Below are 18,556 nucleotides of genomic sequence, written 5' to 3'. Positions count from 1 at the left end.
ATTTACATCAAAAAAATTATTGGGGTTGATTTTATGCTTATTTGGATAATTTTTTTTATATCTTTAGCTTTAAGTTTAATTTTCAATGGGTATATGGAAAATATATTTATAGTTTTAGCAACAGTAATGATTTATAAGCAAATAACGTCTAAGAAAGATTATAAATATATGGTTTATGCTCTAATTATTTCATTTATTGGGGTAAATTGCATGATACTATTTGGGTTTAGAAATTACATAAGTTTTAAAGACGTTCAGCCGGGGATAGAAAAAGAAGATACATTAGTTTTATTAGTATCAGAAGGAGAATCAAAAAAATACAATCTAAAAGAGCGTTCAACTCAAATTTATTATGAAAAGGGCTATAAATCTTTATTTACAGGAATTAAAGATTTATATACTTATAAAAATTATTATAATCAGCTAGGAGAAAGTGATTTTAAAGAAAAGACTGAAGAAGTAACTAAAAAATTAAGTTATCAATTAGGCGACGGATATAAAGTGGTAAATTCTTACATGTACACTAAGCCTTATTTTGAAGATAGCTTGGAAGATATAGTATCTAAAGGATATAAAAAAATAATTATATGCCCTTTATTTATGACAGATGGAAAAGACTATGAAATTTTCAAACAAAGATATGAAAAATTAAACCTAGTTTCTTATAATTTAGCTGGAATAGAAATATTAGATCCTTTTTATAAATCTAATAATTTAGCTATGGTATATAAAAATGAAATTTTAAAAAATATTAGAGCTTTAGATAAAGATTCAGGGTTACTTTTAATTGGATTACATAATAAGAATAATTTAGAAGAGGACATATTATTTAGAGAAAAAATAAAAGAATATATAAATCATGAAGAAAAAAACTTAGACGTTCAAATAAAATTACCTCTTTTAGAAAATAATAAAAAAGATATAATAAAATCAGGCGAGGAATTGTTAGAATATGGAATTGATACTTTGTATGTTGTATTACCTACATGTACAATAGATACTATGTATACAAAACATTTAGTAGAAAGTATACTTGAAGATCTAGATATGGGAAATACTAAGTTTTACTACATAGATCCAGAAAAGAAGATGGATGCAATAGTAGATGAACTTTTTACAAGAATATCATTAATGAATCAAATAGGAGGATAAAATGAAAAAGGACATAAAAAAAATAAACTTAGGCAAAGATATTAATTTAACATTAATACCAGCTGAAAAGTTCAAGTCTAATCTTGTTAGTATATATATACAAAGAAACTTAGACAGAGAAGAAGCTACTAAGAATGCATTATTGCCTACAATAATTACTAGTGGATGCACAAAGTACCCAAGTTTAAGAGAAATATCAAATAAATTAGACGATTTATATGGATCTTCAATGTATGGCGATGTATCAAAAAGAGGAGAAAAACAAGTAATTACATTTAAAATAATAAGTACAAATGAAAGATATTTAGATGAAAAAATATTTACAAATGTAATTGAATTTTTCAATGATGTATTAAATGATACTCTAGTAGTAGATGGCGGATTTAATAAAGAATATTTAGATATAGAAAAGACAAACTTAAAAGATAGAATACAAGCCAAAATAAATGATAAAAGTAGATATGCACTTGAAAGATCTTTTGAAGAGATGTGTAAAGGTGAGAGATTTAGTATAAGTGAAATAGGATATGAAGAAGATTTAGAAAAAATAGATGCTAAAGATTTATATGAACATTATAAAAATATAATAAAAACATCTCCTATAGATATAGTAATAGAAGGTGATTTTAATGAAGAAGAAGTTGTAAATGTAATAAGTAAAAACTTCTCATTTGAAAGAGATGAAATTATAGATATACCAAGAGAACAATTCACAAAAGACATAACAGAAGTTAATATAGTTGAAGAAAATATGGATATAACTCAAGGAAAACTAGTTATGGGCTATAGAACTAATATTGATTATAAAGATGAATCACTATACTATCCATTAGTTGTAGGTAGTAGTGTTTTAGGTGGAGGACCTCATTCTAAAATGTTCATAAACATAAGAGAAAAAGAAAGTTTATGCTACTATATATATTCTTCAGTAGAAAAATATAAATCAATATTATATATATCATCAGGAATAGAAGCTCAAAATTATGAAAAAACAGTTGATTTAATTAAGAAGCAAATAGAGGCAATAAAACAAGGTGAAATATCATCAGATGAGATAGAAAATAGCAAAAGTGGTTTAATAAATTCTATGAAATCGTTGGCTGATAGCATAGGAGGAATGTCTGATTTCTACTTTGCTCAGACTATGGGTGGTACAAATACTACAATAGACAAGATGATAGAAAATATAAATAAAGTAGAAGTTAAAGATATAGTTAAATCTTTTGAAAAAATAGAATTAGATACTATTTATTTCTTAAGAAACTAAGTGAGGTGACGTAGAGATGAAAAAAATAGCTAATGAAATATTAAAAGAAGAAATTTTTTATGAAAAATTAGAAAATGGATTAGATTTGTATTTTATGCCAAAGCCTGGTTTTACTAAAAAATATGCAATACTAGCTACTAACTATGGGTCAAATGAATTAGAATTTATCCCAATAGGTGAAGATAAAAAAATAAGAGTTAATGAAGGTATAGCTCATTTCTTAGAACATAAAATGTTTGAACAACCTGATGGAGGAAATGCATTTGATAAGTTCTCTAAATGGGGAGCAAGTGCTAATGCATTTACAAACTTTACAATGACAGCTTATTTATTTTCAGCTACAGAAAATTTTTATGAAAGCCTAGAACATTTAATAGATTATGTACAAACTCCTTATTTTACAGATGAAAATGTTGAAAAAGAAAAAGGTATAATAGAGCAAGAAATTAAAATGTACAATGATGATCCAGATTGGAATGTATACTTTAATTGCCTAAAAGCATTGTATGTTAATTATCCAGTAAGAGTCGATATAGCAGGAACAGTGGAAAGTATCTACAAAATAACAAAAGAAGAACTATATAAATGTTATAATACATTTTATAACCCGGGAAATATGGCACTATTTGTAGTAGGTGATTTAGAGGCTGATAAAGTTTTAGATTCTGTTAAAAAAGTAAATAACGATGATGTAGAGAAGCTATCTCATGAAATACAAAGATTCTATCCTAACGAGCCTAAAGAAGTAAATAAAAAAGAAATAGTAGCTCAATTTCCAATATCAATGCCTGTATTTAACATAGCATTTAAAGATGATAATGTAGGCATAAAAGGTAAAGAACTTTTAAGAAAAGAAATAGTAACTGAAATATTAGTGGATATGATTTTTAAAAGAGGTAGCAAATTATTTGAGGACTTATATATGCAAGGTCTTATAAATGACAACTTTGGAGGAGGATTCTCATCTCAGGTAGATTATGCATTTACTATAATAGGAGGAGAGTCTAGAAGCCCACGAGAAGTTAAAAAGATTATATTAGATTATATAGAAACTTATAAAGAAGAAGGGCTAAATAAGGATGAGTTTGAACGAGTTAAAAAGAAAAAAATTGGAAACTTCTTAAAGTATTTTGATTCTGTGAATTTTATAGCTAATAATTTCTTATCATATAATTTTAAAGATATAAATTTATTAGATTATTTAGATGAACTTAAATCAATAAAGTTTGAAGAAGTTGATGCAAGATTAAAATCTCATCTAAAAGAAGAATACTGTGTTATATCTATAGTAGAGCCAACAACAAAATAAATTAAAAACACCTTTTTAAATTTTTAAAAAGGTGTTTTTTGTTTACTAATTTAAATATTTTAAAAATAAAATTTAATAAATTAAGTCTTTGTAATAGCAGTACTTTAAGCAATCTCAACTTATGAAACAATTAGAGTGATTATTTGACATAGGTAACAACTTATATATATAATTAAGTTGTAACAAGTAAAAACTTAAATATTGAATTAAGTTGTTAGTTTGGAATTGAAAGGAGAGTTAACATATGAATAAGACACATAAAATTAATTTCGTGTTTATTATATCAATAATATTAACAAGTTTAGTGGTGGTAACAGGTGTTGCTTTTCCAAATATATTTGATAGTGTATCTCATAAGATGTTTAATATAATCATTAGTAATTTTAGTTGGGTATATATAGTGGGAATGCTTATACTTGTTGTATTTGCTTTATTTTTAGTTTTTAGCAAATATGGAAATATAAGATTAGGTAAAGATACTGATAGACCTGAATTTAGTAATCTTTCATGGTTTTCTATGTTATTTGGAGCAGGTATGGGAATAGGATTAGTTTTCTTTGGATCTGTAGAGCCAATGAAACATTTTATAAATCCAATCGGAGTTCAACCTGGATCTAGTGAAGCAGCAACTTTCGCAATGCAACAATCATTCATACATTGGGGAATACATCCTTGGGCTGCATACTCTGTTATGGGATTGGCACTTGCATATTTTCAATTTAGAAAAGACGCACCAGGCCTTATAAGTAGTGTTTTTTTACCGATACTAGGAGAAGATGGCGTTAAAGGGCCTATTGGAAAGTCTATAGATATATTAGCTGTATTTACAACAGTAACAGGTGTTGCAACATCATTAGGTATGGGGACAATGCAAATTGCTGGAGGCTTAGAGTATGTATTTAATATAAAAAATACTTTTACAGTTCAACTTATAATAATAGCTATTACATCTGTATTATATATGTATAGTGCAACAAGTGGATTAGACAAAGGAATAAAAAATCTTTCTAATGCAAATTTAATTTTAGCTACAGCGTTATTATTAGGAGCAATATTAATAGGTCCTAAAGTAAGTATGATGAAAAACTTTTTTGCAGGAGGATCTGCTTACTTAAATGAATTTATATCGCAAAGTTTATACATGGATCCTACTAAAGAGTGGATTAGTCAATGGAGAGTATTTTATTGGGCTTTATGGATAGCATGGATACCATTTGTAGGAATATTCATAGCAAGAATATCTAAAGGAAGAACAATAAGAGAATTTATAATAGGAGTAACCATAGTTCCAGCCATAGTGTGTATAATATGGTTTGTTGTATTTGGAACGTTAGGCATGGATTTAGGGGTTGAATTTGCGACAACAGCTACATCAGTTACAGAAACCGCATTATTTAAAGTATTTTCAAATTATCAATTTGGAAAAATACTATCAGTTATAGCGATGATATTACTGTGTACATTCTTTATTTCATCAGCAGATTCAGCAACATATGTATTAGGAATGTTTACATCTAATGGAGATTTAAATCCAAGCAACCCTAAAAAGATACTTTGGGGAGTTATTCAAGCTTGCTTAGCGATTGCACTTTTAATGTCAGGAGGCCTTGGTACTTTACAAACTGTATCAATAGTGTCGGCATTTCCATTTACTATAATAGTAATTGTAAGTATAATATCAATTATTAAAGCTCTTAGAGAAGAAGTAAAAACATCACAAGAGCAATGTGAAAAATTTTATACTAAAAAAGATAGTAAAGTTATAAATAAAGCAAATATAAATCTAGATTAAATAATTGTATAAATAAAAAAGAATGACTATATAGTCATTCTTTTTTATTTATACTTTAAAGTTACTGTATTAATCTTGATCTATATCTAAATTTCCATATAAAAATGCAGGAACAGAATGGTGAATACTACTTTCTCCAACGACTAAAAGAATATCATTTTCTTTGAACTCTATGTAAGGTCCTGGGGATACTATTAAATTACCATCACGTTTAACACCAACAATAGTAGCAGAAGTATGCTGCCAAAACTTTATCTCACCAGCTGTTTTACCTATAAATTTACATTCATTTGTTATTTTAAACTCAAATGGAACGAGAGGATTTATATTAGATAATCTACTTGAATAATCTATTATTTTATTTATATTATCAACAATTTCATTCTCTAACTTAGCTTTTGAGGCTAGTAATTGTTGTAAGTTTAATCTATATGAAGATACATTAGTCATATTCTGATTTTTGTTTAAAAATGATAATGCTTTTTCAGATGATAAAACTAAGATACCTTTTCCTTTAACGCTACAAACAACTTCTAAGTCTTCTAATACCTTCATAGCTCTACGTATTGTTTCTGGCGAAACATTGTATGTTCCAGCTAAAGAAGACCTTCCACGAAGTAAGCTGCCCTCCTGAATATCGCCTATATGTATTTTATTAGCAATATCTAAAGCAATCTTATGATATATAGGCAATGAGCTATTTCTTTCCATATTTCCTCCTAAAGTATATATTTTAATCATATATTATTCTATACCTCATACATCAGTATGTCTATAAAATAAAATATAAGTAGAATATATTAAATATTAGTAAAATTTTAAATATCTAATTATTTATAATATATGTTATTATTAACTTTAAACTGTTATAATATTACAATAAACTCTATGACTATATATGATGCGTATAAGTATTACATATAGGTATAAAATAAATTTGATTCTAAAATATGAAATAAGAGGTGAGATTATGGATAGAGTGGCATTTAGTGTATTTGGAATAGACGTAATGTGGTATGGTGTTTTAATGGCTACAGGTATGATAGTTGGTACTTTATTAGCTTTAAAAGAAGCTAAAAGAGTGGGTATAAAGGAAGATGATGTACTGGATTTAGCAATAATTGCCATACCTATAGGATTATTAAGTGCTAGATTGTATTATGTAATATTTAATTGGGAATATTATTCTCAAAACATATCTCAAATTTTAAACTTTAGGGGCGGAGGAATGGCTATACATGGAGCTCTTATTGGTGGAATATTAACAGGATATATTTTTACTAAAGTAAAAAAGATAGATTTTTTAAAAATGGCAGATGCAGTTATGATAGGTATGCCTTTAGCTCAAGCTATAGGTAGATGGGGTAATTTTATAAATGGAGAGGCTCACGGTGGTCCAACTAATTTACCATGGGGTATAATGGTAGATGGATTAAAGGTTCATCCAACATTCTTATATGAATCTGTATGGGATTTTGGAATATTTATATTTTTATGGTTATTTAGAAAGAAAAAACAATATGAGGGACAGTTGATAGTATTTTATATTACACTATACTCATTAGGTAGATTCTTTATAGAAGGATTAAGAACTGATAGCCTTATGATAGGTCCTCTTAGAATGGCCCAAGTGATAAGTTTGGTAGGAGTAGTAGGCGGTATTATAGCCCATATATATTTGTCAAAAAAAAATAAACAAAGTACAATAGAATAAAAATAGTAAGTAATTAAGGAGAATAGTCAAAATGGAATTTCATCACGTATCAGTACTCTTAAATGAGTGTATAGATAATTTAAATATAAAGCCAGATGGTGTGTATGTAGACTGTACAATGGGTGGAGCTGGTCACTCAAAAGAAATAGTAAAAAGATTATCAGATAAAGGATTATTTATCGGATTTGATCAAGATAAAAATGCAATCGCAACAGCTAAAGAACGATTAAGTGAATATAGCGATCGAGTAAAGTTTGTTCATAGTAATTTTGAAAATATAAAAGAAGAATTAGCTAAAATAGGTGTACATAAAATAGATGGTGTACTTGCTGATTTAGGTGTATCATCTCATCAATTGGATGAGGCTGATAGAGGTTTTTCTTATATGCAAGATGCTCCTCTTGATATGAGAATGGATGTTAGATGTGATTTCTCAGCATACGATGTAGTAAATACATACAGCGAAGAGGAACTTGCAAAAATAATAAAAGATTATGGAGAAGACAACTGGGCAAAGCGAATAGCTAAATTTATAGTAGAAGAGAGAAAAGAAAAGCCTATAGAGACAACTGGAGAGCTTGTAGACGTGATAAAAAAAGCTATACCTAAGAAAGCTAGGATAGATGGACCACATCCGGCTAAAAGAACGTTCCAAGCAATCAGAATAGAAGTTAATAATGAATTAGGTGTAATAACTAATATGATAGATGATGCTGTATCTATAATGAATGAAGGTGGAAGAGTTTGTATAATAACATTCCATTCTTTAGAAGATAGAATAGTAAAAAATGAATTTAGAGATTTAGCGCTTGATTGTGTATGTCCTTCACATTTACCTATATGTCAATGTGATAAAGAATCTCTTGTAAAAGTAATAACAAGAAAGCCAATACTTCCTACTGATGAAGAAGTTCAAGTAAATCCAAGAAGTAGAAGTGCTAAATTAAGAGTTGCAGAAAGAAAATAGATTAAATTAAAGCTATAATTTAAGTAATTTACTTAGGTTGTAGCTTTTTTTATGTAAAAATTTAAATTTTACATGTTATATTTGAAATTTTAGTAAAAAAGTTTTAAATAAAGTTAATTTAATATTTTATAAGTAAATATACTTAAATTTGTGTTTTTATGTATTAATTTTACGAGAAAAGTTTAAAGGAAGCTTGTTTCCAAGTAACAAATATAATATAGATAGTTAAATTAAGTACGAGTTTATATTAAATAATACAAAATTTCAATTTGGACTATAAGGGTGGTAATTATGAAAAAAAATAATAAAATTAAGGACATGAATGAATATAAAAAAGAAAAAAAGAATAAACATAACAATAAAAGAAAGAAAAAATTAAAAAAAAGAGTGTCTATAATTTTTATATCGGTAATTACTTTAGGCGTCGTAATAGGTAATATTTGTGGATACACAGTTGTTTCAGATTTAAAATATGATATTCATTATCTAAAAAAAGATTTAAGACAAGAAGAAATAAGATTAGAAGAACTAAAAGCTAAGGTTGATACAAGCACATCTATACAAGAAATTGAAACTAAAGCTAAAGAAGAATTAAATATGGACTATCCTAATAAAAATCAAATAAGATACATTGAGGTTAAAAAGTAAGGGGGAAGGCACTTGAGTAAAAAGATAAAAAGAGTAAGTAAAAAAAGATTAGTACTTGTTCTTATATTAGCATGTGCTCTATTTTTAGGTTTAACTATGAGGACTGGATATCTACAATTAATAAAGGGTGAATGGCTAAGTACAAAAGCAACAGATCAACAAACAAGAGAAATTCCAATAGAACCTAAAAGAGGTACAATATATGATAAAAATATGAAAGAATTAGCTGTAAGTGTAACTAAATATACAGTATGGTGTAAACCTGTAGAAGTTAAGGATAAAAAAGAAGCAGCTAAAAAAGTATCTACAATTATAGGCAAGGAATATGAAGATGTTTTTAAACTTGTAAGCAAAAAAAACATGGCTTTAGTTAAAATTGAAAGATGGATAGATGATGATAAAGCAACAAAGATAAGAGAGGCAAAAATACCGGGTATATGGGTAGCAGAAGACAATCAAAGATATTATCCATATGGAAACTTTGCTCCTTATGTATTGGGGCATACATCGACAGATTCACAAGGAATAGCTGGTGTAGAAATGAAGTATGATAAACATTTGAAAGGAAAATCAGGAAAATTAATTGTTAGTACAGATGCTTCTGGTAGAGAAATCCCAAGAGGAATGGAAAAATACTATGAGCCTACTCAAGGTGATGGATTAGTTCTTACTATAGATGAGGTAATTCAACATTACTCAGAAAAAGCAGCTCAAAAAGCTTATGAATTAAATAATGCAAAAAGAGTTACTGTTGTAGCTATGGATCCAAGAACTGGTGATATACTATCACTTGCATCAAAGCCAGATTATAATCCAAATGATCCAAGAACGCCTATATATCCTTATTATGAGGAAGAACTAGATAAATATGATGATAAAAACAAAATTAAAGGATATTATCAAATGTGGAGAAATCCAGCTGTAAGTGATACATATGAACCAGGTTCTACATTTAAAATAATTACATCTTCTGCAGGTTTAGAAGAAAATGTAATAAAAGATGGCGAAAAATTCACTTGTACAGGTGGTGTAACAATTGCAGGTCAAAGACTTAAATGTTGGAGACATTATAGACCTCATGGTGCACAAACATTTGAACAAGGTGTTCAAAATTCATGCAACCCTGTATTTATGGAAGTAGGAAAAAGACTTGGTGTTAAAAAAATGTATGACTATATAGAAGCTTTTGGTTTTATGGATAAAACAGGAATAGATCTTCCAGGAGAAGGTAAAGGTATATTACATAATGAAAAAAATGTAGGACCAGTAGAATTAGCTACTATATCTTTTGGTCAAGCAAATTCATTAACACCGATACAGCTAATAACAGCAATATCATCTGTTGCTAATGATGGAAATTTAATGAAGCCAAGAGTTGTAAAAGGATATACTGATAATAAAGGAAATATAATAGAAGAGATACCTCCGAAGGTTGTTAGACAGGTTATATCTAAAAAAACATCAGAAAAGATGATGTCAATATTAGAGTCAGTTGTAAGTGTAGGTTCTGGTAATAAAGCTTATATACCAGGATATAGAATAGGTGGGAAAACTGGTACAGCTCAGAAGGTTATAGATGGAAGATATGCTTCTGGAAAATATATATGTTCATTTATAGGAATAGCTCCTACTGATGATCCTCAGATTGTAGTTTTAGCAATTGTTGATGAGCCAACAGGGGTAATGGCTTTTGGTAGTAGCACAGCAGGTCCAATAGTAAAAGAAGTTATGAATGATTCTTTAAAATATTTAGGAGTAGAGCCAAAGTACAGTGAAGAAGAAAAGAAAGAGTTTGAAAAAACACAAGTTGAAGTGCCTGATGTAAGAAATATATCTATAGAGGATGCAGTGAAAGTATTAGAAGAAGCGAAATTAAATCCTAATTTAGATACAGATATAAATATAGAAAAAGGCACAAAAGTTGTTGATATGTTCCCAAAACCAGGTGTAAAAGTAGCTGAAGGTTCTGGCATAATGTTATACTTTAAATAATTAAAAGTAACAGATTCTTAACATATAGTTAGAAATACCTTCAAAAAAATAAAAATATAGTATATAATTATTAAGTTAAGATTAGTTTGGGGCAATGTATATTTGGGTATACATTGCCCTTTATTAGGAAATTTAGCTAACAATAGCCTAAAAGACTTAAAGGAGGATTAAAAATGGAAAGTCTAACAATAAAAGAGTTAGTACTTGCAACGAAAGGTAACTTAGTAATTGGTAATGAAAATGACCTTGTACATGACGTTGTTATAGATAGTAGACTTGCAAATAAAGATAATGTATTTGTAGCTATAGTAGGAGAAAACTTAGATGGACATAAATTTATAAAGTCTGCTTATGAAAATGGATGCAAAACTTTTATAAAAAATGAAAGTAGTAGCATAAATTTAGATAGTTCGGACATAAATTTAATAGAAGTCAAAGATAGTGAGATTGCTGTTGGAGATATAGGAAAATATTATAAGTCTAAATTTGAAATACCATATATAGGAATAACAGGAAGTGTAGGGAAAACTACTACAAGAGATATGGTTTTTGCGACTGTAAGTGCAAAATTTAATACTTTAAAAAATGAAGGAAATTTAAATAATCAATTAGGTGTACCTTTAACATTATTTAAATTAAATGAGTGTCATGAATGCGCAGTAATAGAAATGGGAATGTCAGGATTTAATGAAATTGAATATTTAGCTAATATAGTAAATCCTAAAATTGGTGTAATATCAAATATAGGTTTATCTCACATTGAAAATTTAGGTTCTCAAGAAGGAATTTTAAAGGCTAAAATGGAGATAACAACTAATTTTGATTCTTCAAGTACTCTAGTTGTAAATGGAGACGATAAATTTTTATCTACATTAAAAAATCAAAATCACGTATTTAAATTACAGACATTTGGATTTGACAAAGATAATGATATATACTGTAAGCAATATGAAATGACAGAAGATAGTATTATATTTACATGCATAATAGATGGTATAGAAGATGAAATATTTATACCTACAGTAGGAGAACATAATATATATAATGCTATGGCAGCTATATTAGTTGGAAAAAGCCTTGGACTTTCTATGGATGAAATAAAATCAGGTTTAAAAAACTTTAAAGCGACAAAAATGAGATTAGATATAGTTAAAACTGATAAGTTTACAATAATAAATGATGCATACAATGCTAGTCCTGATTCAATGAAAGCAGCATTAAAAATTCTTGGAAGATATAAAAATAGAAGAGTTGCTATACTTGGAGATATGTTTGAAATGGGAACTCATGCAGAATATGGGCATAGATTAGTAGGAGAATCAGTTATAAATAATACGGATGTATTGTTAACTATAGGAAAAGATTCTAATTTTATAGGAAAAGAAGCTGAAAAATTAGGATTTAATAAAGAAAACATACATCATTTTGATACAAAAGAAGATGCTATTAATGAAATTGATAATTTACTAAAAGATGAAGATGTAATACTAGTAAAAGCATCGAGAGGTATGAAATTAGAAAAAATAGTAGAATATCTAAATAAATAATAAAACGAAAGAAATAGCCAACAAGGGAGAGGAGATATATTATGTTAGGAATAACAGAACTTACTTATACAGCAATGATTTCATTTCTAATAGTAGTTATATTAGGCCCAATATTTATACCTATGTTAACTAAGTTTAAATTCGGTCAAACCGTTAGAGACGATGGACCACAGACGCATTTAGCTAAAAATGGAACGCCTACTATGGGTGGAATATTAATGATAGTAGCGATATTAGTTACAGGACTTACTAGAAGTAAAGTTGGTCCAGATATGATGGTAGGATTAATATCAATCGTAGGATTTGGTTTAGTAGGGTTTATAGATGACTTTATAATAATAAAGAAAAGAAGATCATTGGGATTAAAGGCATGGCAAAAGATAGTACTTCAATTTGCTTTAGCTTTATATATAGCATATTACCAATATACATCATCGCCAAGTGCATCACAACTTGTGATACCATTTACTGATGCTGTTATAAACTTAGGAACATTATATGTTCCAATAATGACATTTATAATCGTTGGTATAGTTAATGCAGTAAATTTAACAGATGGATTAGATGGTTTAGCATCAGGAGTAACTTTAATAGTATCAACATTCTTTATGCTACTTGCATCATCTGTAACGGTAAATCCGGATATTGCAGTATTAGCAGCAGCCACTGTAGGAGCCTGTCTAGGGTTCTTAGGCTTTAACTCTTACCCTGCAAAGATATTTATGGGTGATACGGGTTCTATGGCATTAGGAGGTGCTGTTGTTGCATTCTCTGTATTAACAAACTCAATATTATTAATACCTTTAGTTGGAGGTATATATTTTGCAGAAGCTATCTCAGTAATACTTCAAGTAGGTTCTTTCAAATTAAGAAAGAAAAGAATATTTAAAATGGCACCAATACATCATCACTTTGAACAATGTGGATGGCCAGAAACAAGAGTTGTGTTCATATTCTGGATAACTACTGTAATATTAGCATGGATAGGTATAATAGCAATATTCTAAAGTTGGGGGTATAAAAATGAACCTAAAAAATAAGAAAGTCTTATTAGTAGGGCTTGCAAAAACAGGTATATCTACAATCAAGCATTTAGATAAATTAGGTGCAAATATAATTGTTAATGATATAAAAGATAAGGAAAAATTAAGTGAAATACTTAAAGAACTGCAAGATTTAAGTAGTGTAGAATATATACTAGGATATCATCCAGAAAATGTAGATGATATAGATTTAGCAGTAGTATCACCAGGAGTTCCACTAGATTTGCCTTTTATATTAAAACTAAAAGATAATAATATAAAAATAATTGGTGAAGTAGAATTAGCATATACACTTTCTAAAAATCCTACATTTATAGGTATAACAGGAACAAATGGAAAAACAACAACAACAAGCTTAGTAGGTGAAATATTTAAAAAATCTCAAGCTGATACATATATTGTTGGGAATATTGGAAATCCAGTTATAGATACAGTTGGCGTTGCCAATGAAAAATCTGTTTTAGTTACAGAATTAAGTAGTTTTCAATTGGAGAGTATAGATACATTTAAACCAAAAGTTAGTGCAATATTAAACTTTACAGAAGACCATTTAAATAGACATCACACTATGGAAAATTATATAGAGGCAAAATCTAGAATCTTTATGAATCAAAATAGTGATGACTTTTGTATATTAAATTATGATGATGAAAAAGTTAGAGCATTATCTGAAAAAGTTAAGGCTAAAAAAATATTCTTCTCAAGAAAAAAAGAGTTAGAAGAAGGAATATATTTAGATAAAGACAATAATATAGTTATAGACATAAATGAAAAAATAGTTCTTTTAAACAAAGAAGATTTAAGCTTACCAGGTAATCATAATCTAGAAAATTGTATGGCTGCTGTTGGTATAGCTTATGTATGTAATGTTAATATAGAAGTTATAAAAGAGGTATTAAAGACATTTGCTGCAGTAGAGCATAGACAAGAGTTTGTAAAAAATTTAAATGGAGTCATGTTTGTTAATGATTCAAAAGGAACAAATCCTGATTCAACTATTAAAGCTATACAATCTTATAAAAATAAGATAGTACTAATAGCTGGAGGAATGGATAAACAAAGTAGTTTTGATGAATTACTAGAACTTGCTAAAAATAATGTAAGAGCACTTGTTTTATTAGGAGAAACTGCACCTAAGATAGAAAAGTGTGCAAAAGAAAAAGGATTTGAAGAAATCTATATAGTGAAAAATATGAAAGAAGCAGTAAATACTTCTTATAAAATTGCAAATAAAAATGAAGTAGTACTTCTTTCTCCGGCTTGTGCAAGCTGGGATATGTATAAAAGTTTTGAAGTAAGGGGTAATGACTTCAAAGAGAATGTACACAATTTAAAATAACCTCTTACCTCGGGAATGGAGGTAAGTTTGTCAAAATGCCTAAGGAAGCTCTGAAAAAACGAATTGACAAGGGAATTAAGACTGAATTTGACAGTGTAATATTTTATACAACAATGCTTTTAGTATTTATAGGAATCATCATGGTGTTTAGCGCAAGTTTTGTTCAATCTTCGTTTAAGCACCATGATGCTTATTTTTTTCTAAAAAGAAATACTATCTATGCAATACTAGGTTTTATTAGTATGATAATAATGTCTAATATTGATTATAGATTTTGGGAGAAAAATGCCAAAACTATAGGTATTGTAGCTATAGTATTATTGTTATTAGTATTAACTCCGTTAGGGATAAAGGCTAACGGTGCAAGAAGATGGTTAGGAGTAGGTGCATTTACAATTCAGCCTGCAGAGATCGCCAAATTTGCTACAATAATAATAACTGCAAAATTAATAGAAAAAAGATATGATAAAATTAAATCATTGACAAAAGGTGTTTTACCACTAATATTAATACCATGCTTATTTTTTGGATTAATAATGCTTCAACCTAATATGTCAACTGCAGGGACAATAATACTAGTAACATTTGTCATGATATTTGTTGCTGGAATGGATATGAAATTTGTAGGAGCCATGTTTGGGTGTGGGGTTGCATTATTCTTAGCACTTGGATTGACATCAGAGTATAGACTAAAACGTATATTATCATTCTTAGATCCATTTCAAGATCCATTAGGTAATGGATATCAAGTTATACAAGGTCTTTATGCTCTTGGATCAGGTGGACTATTTGGAATGGGCCTAGGAAAAAGTCAACAGAAATGGTTCTATATACCAGAACCACAAAATGACTTTATTTTTGCTATAATAGGTGAGGAGTTAGGACTTATAGGATGTGCAATAGTTATAATGCTATTTGTAATATTAGTATATAGATGTGTAAGAATTGCTTTAAAATGCTCTAATGTATTTGCATGTATGGTTGTTATGGGTATAGGTGCTCAAATAGGAATACAAGCAGCGCTAAATATAGCTGTAGCAACTTCATCAATGCCTGTTACAGGAGTTGCCCTACCGTTTGTAAGTTATGGAGGTACATCCCTTGTAATATTTATGAGCGCTATAGGTATAGTGTTAAACATCTCAAAAAATGTCAAAATTAACTAACAGGAGATGATTAAATGAAAGTTTTATTATCAGGTGGAGGTACTGGAGGTCATGTTTATCCAGCTATAGCCATCGCAAATAGAATAAAAGAAGAGCATCCTGAAGCTGAAATAGTGTTTGTAGGAACTGCTAAAGGAATTGAATCAGAAATAGTTCCTAAATATGGATATGAACTAAAGACTGTTACAGTTCAAGGATTTAAAAGAAAAATAGACTTTGATAATGTAAAAAGAGTTTTTAAATTATTTAAAGGGTTAGAACAATCAAGAAGAGTTGTTAAAAAATTTAAGCCGGATTTAGTTATAGGTACAGGTGGATACGTAAGTGGTCCTGTATTATTTAATGCATCTATGAATAAAGTTCCAACTGTTATACATGAACAAAACTCTTTTCCTGGAGTGACAAACAAAATACTTGCTAAAATGGTAACTAAAGTTTTAACAAGTTTTGAAGATTCACATCAAAGATTCCCTGAAGGAACAAGGGACAAATTAGTTCTTACAGGAAATCCAGTAAGAAAAGAGATATTAATGGCAAGAAAGAATTCTGCAAGAAGAAATTTAGGAATAACAGAAGATAAAAAGATGGTACTTTGCTATGGCGGTAGTGGAGGATCAGAGGATATAAACAATGCAATGAAATTAGTTATTGAAAATATGGTTAAAGATGATATTGCGTTTATATTTGCAACAGGAAAATATTATTATGAAGAATTTTCAAATAGTATTTCAGATATACAGTTGAAGCCATACCAAAGAGTAGTACCATATTTAGAGGATATGGCTAATGCATTAGCTGCAAGTGATTTAGTTATAGGTAGTGCAGGAGCTATATCTTTAGCAGAAATAACAGCTCTTGGAAAGCCATCAATAATAATACCGAAGGCTTATACAGCAGAGAATCACCAAGAGTATAATGCTAAAAGTATAGAAAAACAAGGTGCTGGTATAGCTATATTAGAAAAAGATTTAACACCTCAAAATTTAAATGAAACGGTATTTAAACTTTTAGGTGATAAAGAAAAGTTAATTGACATGGCTAACGCAAGTATGGAAATAGGAAAGCCTGAAGCTATAGACCTTATATATAATGAAATAATGAATATATATAAAGCTAATAATAAGCAAAAAGTTTCAAATAAAAAAGAAAATAAAAAAGAAGTAGTTGAAACCTCTCAAGGTTCTGAAAATAATGAAAGTGAACCTAAAATAATAGGAATAAAGAAAAAGTAACATATAACCCCTCTAGTTCATAATATTTAAATTATAGGCATTATGATTTAATATACAACGCTAGGGGGGTTAACTTTGTCTAAGTATACAATTAGGGGTGGAAACAAAATAGAAGGAAGGTTGGCAATAAGAGGCGCTAAAAACTCTATATTACCAATTATAGCAGCAACTATACTTAATGAAAGTGTAAGCACAATTCATAATGTGCCTGATATATCTGATGTATATGTTATGATAAAAATTTTAGAAAGTATTGGTTGTAAAGTTAAATATGAAGATGGAACATTAGTCGTAGATAGCTCTAATATAAGTTCTATGGAAATAGATGAACATTATGTTAGAAAAATGAGATCATCTATAATCGTGATGGGAGCTATGATAGGAAGATTAGACTATACTAAAATAAGCCATCCGGGGGGCTGTGCCATTGGCTCTAGACCTATTGACTTGCACCTAAAGGCATTAAAGGAATTAGGTGTTAGAATAGAGGAAGATGATGGATTTATAAAATGTTATAAGGATAAATTAGTTGGAAGTACAATAAATTTTGAATTTCCAAGTGTAGGAGCAACAGAAAACACAATGTTAGCAGCTGTAAAGGCAAAAGGTACTACTAAAATATATAATGCAGCTAGGGAACCTGAAATCGAAGATCTACAAGATTTTTTAAATTCTATGGGAGCAAAAGTAAGAGGAGCAGGAACTAATTATATAGAAATAGAAGGTGTTGAAACTCTGCATGAAGTGGAACATACTGTTATACCAGATAGAATAGCTATAGGAACCTATATGGTAGCCTCAGCAATGACAGGAGGGTATTTAGAAGTTGATAGGGTTATAATACCTCATATGGAACCGATAAGTGATAAATTAAGAGCAGCAGGTTGCAGCATAGAATATAAAGAAAATGGATTGGTGATGACACCCCCTAAAATTATACAAGCGATAGACCTAGTAAGGACTTCTCCACATCCTGGATTTCCTACAGATATGCAAGCTCAATTAATGTCATTAATGGCACTATCTAACGGCACTAGTGTATTCCATGAAACAATTTTTGAAAATAGATTTATGCATTGCGCAGAACTAACTAGATTAGGGGCTAATATAAAATATATAACAGAAAATATTTGTATGATAAAAGGAGTAGCAAATCTTCACAATGCAAAAGTTAAATCTCCAGATCTTAGAGGTGGAGCTGCGTTGATATTAGCAGCACTTACTATAAATGGAGAAACTGAGGTTTCTAATATTTATCATGTTGAAAGAGGTTATGAAAATATAGAACAAACTTTAAGAAGCTTGGGAGCTGACATTTTAAAAGTAGAAAATCTAGAAAAAATAAAAGGCTGTTAAGCCTTTTATTTTTTTGAAGGAAAAGAATAGAA

15 protein-coding genes are annotated in these 18,556 nt (G+C 28.9%); 14 read left to right on the top strand and 1 reads right to left on the bottom strand.

What is annotated here, in order from left to right:
* The first annotated feature begins 33 nt into the window (after positions 1-33).
* From BLP75_RS11580 to BLP75_RS11565, 4 genes are all read left to right on the top strand, one after another.
* A complete protein-coding gene (locus BLP75_RS11580; protein ID WP_092726243.1) occupies positions 34-1,152 on the top strand; it encodes a ferrochelatase in 1,119 nt (372 codons plus the stop codon).
* A 1-nt stretch (position 1,153) separates the two neighbouring features.
* Entirely contained in the window at positions 1,154-2,419 is a 1,266-nt protein-coding gene (yfmF, locus tag BLP75_RS11575) for an EF-P 5-aminopentanol modification-associated protein YfmF (RefSeq protein WP_092726242.1), read from the top strand.
* Between the two features lie 16 nt (positions 2,420-2,435).
* A complete protein-coding gene (gene yfmH, locus BLP75_RS11570; RefSeq protein WP_092726240.1) occupies positions 2,436-3,728 on the top strand; it encodes an EF-P 5-aminopentanol modification-associated protein YfmH in 1,293 nt (430 codons plus the stop codon).
* Positions 3,729-3,972: 244 nt separating this feature from the next.
* Positions 3,973-5,520 carry a BCCT family transporter gene (locus tag BLP75_RS11565; RefSeq protein ID WP_092726238.1) on the top strand — a complete coding sequence of 516 codons (1,548 nt, stop codon included), beginning with the start codon at positions 3,973-3,975 and terminating at the stop codon, positions 5,518-5,520.
* Positions 5,521-5,589: 69 nt separating this feature from the next.
* On the opposite strand, the gene BLP75_RS11560 is transcribed toward BLP75_RS11565, so the two are convergent.
* Positions 5,590-6,231: a GntR family transcriptional regulator gene (locus tag BLP75_RS11560; protein WP_092726236.1), complete on the bottom strand. Its 642-nt coding sequence runs from the start codon at positions 6,229-6,231 to the stop codon at positions 5,590-5,592.
* A 259-nt stretch (positions 6,232-6,490) separates the two neighbouring features.
* Here BLP75_RS11560 and lgt point away from each other — a divergent pair, with 259 nt between their 5' ends.
* The 10 genes from lgt to murA all read left to right on the top strand — a co-directional run bounded on the left by lgt (position 6,491) and on the right by murA (position 18,524).
* On the top strand, positions 6,491-7,234 hold the full coding sequence (gene lgt, locus BLP75_RS11555) for a prolipoprotein diacylglyceryl transferase (protein ID WP_092726234.1): 744 nt from the start codon (positions 6,491-6,493) through the stop codon (positions 7,232-7,234).
* A 31-nt stretch (positions 7,235-7,265) separates the two neighbouring features.
* Entirely contained in the window at positions 7,266-8,201 is a 936-nt protein-coding gene (gene rsmH / locus BLP75_RS11550) for a 16S rRNA (cytosine(1402)-N(4))-methyltransferase RsmH (RefSeq protein ID WP_092726233.1), read from the top strand.
* A gap of 291 nt (positions 8,202-8,492) precedes the next feature.
* Positions 8,493-8,849: a hypothetical protein gene (locus BLP75_RS11545; protein WP_092726231.1), complete on the top strand. Its 357-nt coding sequence runs from the start codon at positions 8,493-8,495 to the stop codon at positions 8,847-8,849.
* Between the two features lie 12 nt (positions 8,850-8,861).
* A complete protein-coding gene (locus BLP75_RS11540; protein ID WP_092726229.1) occupies positions 8,862-10,841 on the top strand; it encodes a stage V sporulation protein D in 1,980 nt (659 codons plus the stop codon).
* A 173-nt stretch (positions 10,842-11,014) separates the two neighbouring features.
* Positions 11,015-12,388, top strand: coding sequence for a UDP-N-acetylmuramoyl-tripeptide--D-alanyl-D-alanine ligase (locus BLP75_RS11535; protein ID WP_092726227.1), 1,374 nt, complete (start codon positions 11,015-11,017; stop codon positions 12,386-12,388).
* A gap of 38 nt (positions 12,389-12,426) precedes the next feature.
* Positions 12,427-13,395, top strand: a complete 969-nt coding sequence (mraY, locus tag BLP75_RS11530; RefSeq protein ID WP_092726225.1) for a phospho-N-acetylmuramoyl-pentapeptide-transferase — start codon at positions 12,427-12,429, stop codon at positions 13,393-13,395.
* 16 nt (positions 13,396-13,411) lie between these two features.
* Positions 13,412-14,770, top strand: coding sequence for a UDP-N-acetylmuramoyl-L-alanine--D-glutamate ligase (gene murD / locus BLP75_RS11525; RefSeq protein ID WP_092726222.1), 1,359 nt, complete (start codon positions 13,412-13,414; stop codon positions 14,768-14,770).
* Positions 14,771-14,805: 35 nt separating this feature from the next.
* The gene (spoVE, locus tag BLP75_RS11520) at positions 14,806-15,936 is read left to right on the top strand and encodes a stage V sporulation protein E (RefSeq protein WP_092726221.1); all 1,131 of its coding nucleotides are present in this window, start codon (positions 14,806-14,808) and stop codon (positions 15,934-15,936) included.
* A gap of 14 nt (positions 15,937-15,950) precedes the next feature.
* A complete protein-coding gene (murG, locus tag BLP75_RS11515; RefSeq protein ID WP_092726219.1) occupies positions 15,951-17,168 on the top strand; it encodes an undecaprenyldiphospho-muramoylpentapeptide beta-N-acetylglucosaminyltransferase in 1,218 nt (405 codons plus the stop codon).
* Positions 17,169-17,243: 75 nt separating this feature from the next.
* Positions 17,244-18,524, top strand: coding sequence for a UDP-N-acetylglucosamine 1-carboxyvinyltransferase (murA, locus tag BLP75_RS11510; RefSeq protein WP_092726218.1), 1,281 nt, complete (start codon positions 17,244-17,246; stop codon positions 18,522-18,524).
* The last annotated feature ends 32 nt before the right edge of the window (positions 18,525-18,556 follow it).

The sequence above is a fragment of the Romboutsia lituseburensis DSM 797 genome, assembly GCF_900103615.1.
GTDB lineage: Bacteria > Bacillota > Clostridia > Peptostreptococcales > Peptostreptococcaceae > Romboutsia_F > Romboutsia_F lituseburensis.
This window is presented reverse-complemented; position numbering and strand designations above follow the sequence as displayed.